This window comes from uncultured Leptotrichia sp. (genome assembly GCF_938036635.1).
Taxonomy (GTDB): domain Bacteria; phylum Fusobacteriota; class Fusobacteriia; order Fusobacteriales; family Leptotrichiaceae; genus Leptotrichia; species Leptotrichia hongkongensis.
In genome coordinates, this window is record NZ_CALHQO010000351.1 from 1 (window position 1) to 3,739 (window position 3,739).

General features: G+C 25.2%; 8 protein-coding genes. 1 reads left to right on the forward strand and 7 read right to left on the reverse strand.

All coding sequences use genetic code 11. The features are described from left to right. Both Q0370_RS07030 and Q0370_RS07035 read right to left on the reverse strand, forming a co-directional pair. Window positions 1–390 (reverse strand): helix-turn-helix domain-containing protein (locus tag Q0370_RS07030; RefSeq protein WP_299573894.1); only part of this gene is annotated, 390 nt, incomplete at its 3' end. A gap of 336 nt (window positions 391–726) precedes the next feature. Further along, complete coding sequence (locus Q0370_RS07035; protein ID WP_299573897.1) at window positions 727–966, reverse strand: hypothetical protein; 240 nt, start codon at window positions 964–966, stop codon at window positions 727–729. Between the two features lie 150 nt (window positions 967–1,116). Here Q0370_RS07035 and Q0370_RS07040 point away from each other — a divergent pair, with 150 nt between their 5' ends. Beyond that, window positions 1,117–1,263, forward strand: a complete 147-nt coding sequence (locus tag Q0370_RS07040) for a hypothetical protein (RefSeq protein ID WP_299573900.1) — start codon at window positions 1,117–1,119, stop codon at window positions 1,261–1,263. Here Q0370_RS07040 and Q0370_RS07045 read toward each other — a convergent pair. The 5 genes from Q0370_RS07045 to Q0370_RS07065 all read right to left on the reverse strand — a co-directional run bounded on the left by Q0370_RS07045 (window position 1,250) and on the right by Q0370_RS07065 (window position 3,726). After that, complete coding sequence (locus Q0370_RS07045; protein WP_299573903.1) at window positions 1,250–1,537, reverse strand: ImmA/IrrE family metallo-endopeptidase; 288 nt, start codon at window positions 1,535–1,537, stop codon at window positions 1,250–1,252. The genes Q0370_RS07040 and Q0370_RS07045 overlap by 14 nt on opposite strands. Window positions 1,538–1,567: 30 nt before the next feature. Then, on the reverse strand, window positions 1,568–1,816 hold the full coding sequence (locus Q0370_RS07050) for a hypothetical protein (protein ID WP_299573906.1): 249 nt from the start codon (window positions 1,814–1,816) through the stop codon (window positions 1,568–1,570). Window positions 1,817–1,866: 50 nt separating this feature from the next. Beyond that, window positions 1,867–2,070 carry a hypothetical protein gene (locus Q0370_RS07055; protein ID WP_299573909.1) on the reverse strand — a complete coding sequence of 68 codons (204 nt, stop codon included), beginning with the start codon at window positions 2,068–2,070 and terminating at the stop codon, window positions 1,867–1,869. Window positions 2,071–2,222: 152 nt separating this feature from the next. Continuing rightward, window positions 2,223–2,777 carry a hypothetical protein gene (locus tag Q0370_RS07060; protein WP_299573912.1) on the reverse strand — a complete coding sequence of 185 codons (555 nt, stop codon included), beginning with the start codon at window positions 2,775–2,777 and terminating at the stop codon, window positions 2,223–2,225. Further along, a complete protein-coding gene (locus Q0370_RS07065) occupies window positions 2,770–3,726 on the reverse strand; it encodes a hypothetical protein (RefSeq protein WP_299573915.1) in 957 nt (318 codons plus the stop codon). Before Q0370_RS07065 ends, Q0370_RS07060 begins: the two co-directional genes overlap by 8 nt. Window positions 3,727–3,739: the final 13 nt, after the last annotated feature.

The following is a 3,739-nucleotide window of genomic DNA, read 5'->3' on the forward strand; positions in this document are numbered from 1 at the left end:
TTTCATCACAGTTGATACCGCTAAGGGACAGAATGTTGGTGTTGTTTTAGGCTCTAAATCTTTTTGTTGATAGGTATCAACGTTTTCATTGATAGGGGTATCAATTTTTTGGTTTATATAGATACGTCTTTCAATAATTTCTTTAGTACCTTTTTTGTAAATTAAAACCGTCTTTATATAGCCCTGTTTTTCTAAATTGTTAATCCAAGTTCCAACAGTATTTTTATGTACTTCGTATAATTTAGAAAAATATGAATTTGTTGCATAGCAGTATCCGTCTTTGTTTGTCAAAGATGAAATTTCTGTATATAAAATCTTTTCCATAGGTTTTAAATTCTTATCATACCTTACATTCGCTGGCAATATGCCAAAATAGTTAGGCTTTTCCATTTTCATCACATTCCTTTATTTTTTATTTTGACTTTTTCATAATTTGTGATATAATATAACCACTCTGGGGTAACCCCTAAGGGAACTTTATATTAAGTTAAACAAAATGATGACAAATTGGGCTGGATTTTTCCAGTCTTTTTTGTTATAATTGTCCTATGCGAGTTTCATCAACTCGCAAACTTAATATAAAGGAGGTAGTGAGATGGTAGATTTCATTGCGATATTTATTCTTTTTGTAATTATTTATTACAGCTTGAATAGATAGGACATGAATTTCACCTCTACTCCTCTACCCTTAGGGGTTTTTGCACTTCATTTGAAGTGCTTTTTTTGTTACTTAAATTTTTCCAATCTCAATCTTTTCTGATCCCGAATTATGAAATATCCTTGGCTGTTAAAATATATTTCGTTTACCGTAGTTCTTTTCGTTCCCAAATCAAATAGCAATACACTTGCTTCAGTTACTTTGCCGTGTCTCTTACTAATTCTCTTAATCTTTTCCCTATCCCCTGTTTCTTCTAAAATATACAAATTTCCATATCTTAGGCATTTTTCTAAAAATTCTTTAAACATTTTTCCTCCTTGAAATTTATAATTTTTTATGATATACTATTTTTGTTAGCAACAATTACGCAAGATTGCTAACAAGTGTAATTATTAAGAAACGTATATTTTAAGTCCATTATAATATTTCAAAATATACCTTCTGGAAAGGAGAAATTTATGCCCAATAAGAAACAAACATCAAAATCTGTAGCCAGTAAGGCTTCAAGTATTTTAAGAGATGAAAGATACAGCAGTAAATCTAAAAGTGTAGCTGGATCTGCTTTATCTCAAACTAAAAGTTCTTCAAAATCTAAAAAGAAATAAAATTTTTATTTTCATTTAGAAACATGTAAAGGCTTTCTGCAAGAGAAGAAATTAGATTCTCGCTTTCATTAATTTTTTCATCTAGTCTTAATTGACTAAAAATTGCATGTAAAACTTCATGGAGTAATGTAATCTTCTTTTTTTCTTCTTGCATTTTTTTATTTATTATTATTGTATTTGTTAAATACTCAATTTCTCCAAAAATTACTTCTTCATTCTTCATATCTTTTTCTATAATATTGTACGTCTGACCTAAAATTTTTATTTTATCCATTTAATCACTCTCTTTCGTATTTTCTTAATTTTATCTAAAACTAACTTCTATTATTTCTTTAAATAAAGTTCCAATCAACCAGTAAAATATCAAAAAAGGCAGTATTTCATATATCGCCTTTTTTATTTTACTTTCATATTTAAAATATATTACAGCAACCGTTATATATCCTATGCCTATTAATATATTTTGAATATTTAATCCATTTTTTATTACTTTAAACGCTTGGTAAGCACATAATATGAATATAAAATTAGATTTATCTATTTCATATTTCATCTCACACCTCCTTTCTTTTCTTTTGGATTTTGTTTACTTACAAGTAAACTTTATTTGTAAAAAAAATTAGCGTCCACACTTAATTTTTCGCATATTTTTTTAAATTGTTCAGTATTAAAAGTTATTTTTTTCTTTTTTAAATTTTTTAAGTGATAAAAAAATAATTGCTTTGACATGCCAATTTCTCGTGAAAATTTAGCTGGACTCATGTTTTTTTCTCTTATTTTTGATATAAATTTTTCGTAAATTTCCAAATTTTCTCACCTCGTTTTTAAGTTTACCATAAAGTAAACAAAAAGTCAAAAAATTTTTAACAAAAAAAGAGCCTTTTTTAAAAGCTCTTGTAAAAAATTATTTTTTCTTATGACAGTGGTATTCGCCAATTTTGTGACTAACAATTTTTATTTTAAATATCTAGTTTCATTAATTCCGTTATTGTGTAAAAAAGAAATATAAAAACAAAAACTACGTGCAAACATAGTGAGAAAGATAAAAATTCAATAATACTAAATTGTATAAAATATAAAGAAATGTAAATCGCAAACAAAATAAATGAACAAAAAATTTCATATACAATGCTATTATATAAAATAATTAATGCTTCTTTCTTACTTTTTTTTTCGCCAACTTTTTCTATTAAACCGTTTATTGTGAAAAGAGAACTTGTTAAAAAACCGATTAATAAAGTCAAAATTGTAGATATGGTCGATATAAATTCGGTCGTTATTTGGGGCTTAAAAATAAATTCTATTGCTCCACCAAAACAAAACGGTAATGCAAAATAATAAAAAATTCTAGGACAAGAATTTTTATATCTTCCGTCTTTTTCAACTTTTAAAGCATCGATAAAATTGTAAACAATATATTTAATGTTCATATTTTTCATTTCTATAATAAAAAATGTAAAAAAAATAACCAAACATATACCAAATATTATTTTCATAGTTAATTCTTTACCCATCTTTATTGCTCCATTCTTTTATATCTTCATATTCTTTTAAAAAAATATTCATTATTTTTTCGAAGTCATCTTCGCATGATTTGTATTCTTCAGTTATATCTATTCTTGTTTGTTTTGTTTCTATTCTCTCTTCTTTGTTGTTTAATCTTATACTCTTTTTCTTGTTTCCTAATAAAACTTCCGCATTTAAACTTTCTATCCCTAAATCCTCTAAATTTATTTTATATATTTTATCAGAAAAATTTTTTAACTTCTTATTTAATTTCCGTATATTGAGGGTTTGATGAACATCTATCACTTCAAAATCCAAAGCTTTTGATAATTCATTTAATACCCTGTTGTTTCTGTCTATTTTTTTATATACTGTTATTTTCTTTACCGTTGATTTTTCTATTAATTCACTTAAATTTCCATAATTAAACGAATCTATATTTAACTTGAATTTTTCAGAAGTATTTGAATCCAAAATATCTTGTATTATTTTTTTATAAACACCATCTATTATATCACTTTTTATTCCTGAACCATCTGTCATTTGTATTAATAAAAGTATATAATTTTCTTTTTCGCGTTTTAAAGATAGACTGAAAGGAGCGAAATAAAAATGAAATATATACGCAGGAACTTCGTTGGGTTTCAAATTTTCTGTTTCGTTTTCTTTTAAAATAGAAATTGGCGTTTCTAAATTCTTTCCATATTTTATTTTACCAAAAAAAGAATTATCTTTCAAACGTTTTAAATTATCTACACAATATTTTGAATATATGTTCAAAGCAGGTTTGCCTAATTCTTTAATTTCTTTTTTTTCGTAATCTTGATTAAATTTTTGATACAAAGCCTCCAAAACTGTTCCTTGATATAAATTTATTTTTTGATTAATTATATCAACTTGTTTTCCTGTTTCTTTATTTATTAATTTTAATCCGTATAATGCTATACTAATACCCATTAATCGCTCCTTT

Coding starts and splice junctions, on each gene's coding strand:
- Q0370_RS07035 (WP_299573897.1), bottom strand. CDS start 966: ATGTTTAAAGAATTTTTAGAAAAATGCCTAAGATATGGAAATTTGTAT.
- Q0370_RS07040 (WP_299573900.1), top strand. CDS start 1,117: ATGCCCAATAAGAAACAAACATCAAAATCTGTAGCCAGTAAGGCTTCA.
- Q0370_RS07045 (WP_299573903.1), bottom strand. CDS start 1,537: ATGGATAAAATAAAAATTTTAGGTCAGACGTACAATATTATAGAAAAA.
- Q0370_RS07050 (WP_299573906.1), bottom strand. CDS start 1,816: ATGAAATATGAAATAGATAAATCTAATTTTATATTCATATTATGTGCT.
- Q0370_RS07060 (WP_299573912.1), bottom strand. CDS start 2,777: ATGGGTAAAGAATTAACTATGAAAATAATATTTGGTATATGTTTGGTT.
- Q0370_RS07065 (WP_299573915.1), bottom strand. CDS start 3,726: ATGGGTATTAGTATAGCATTATACGGATTAAAATTAATAAATAAAGAA.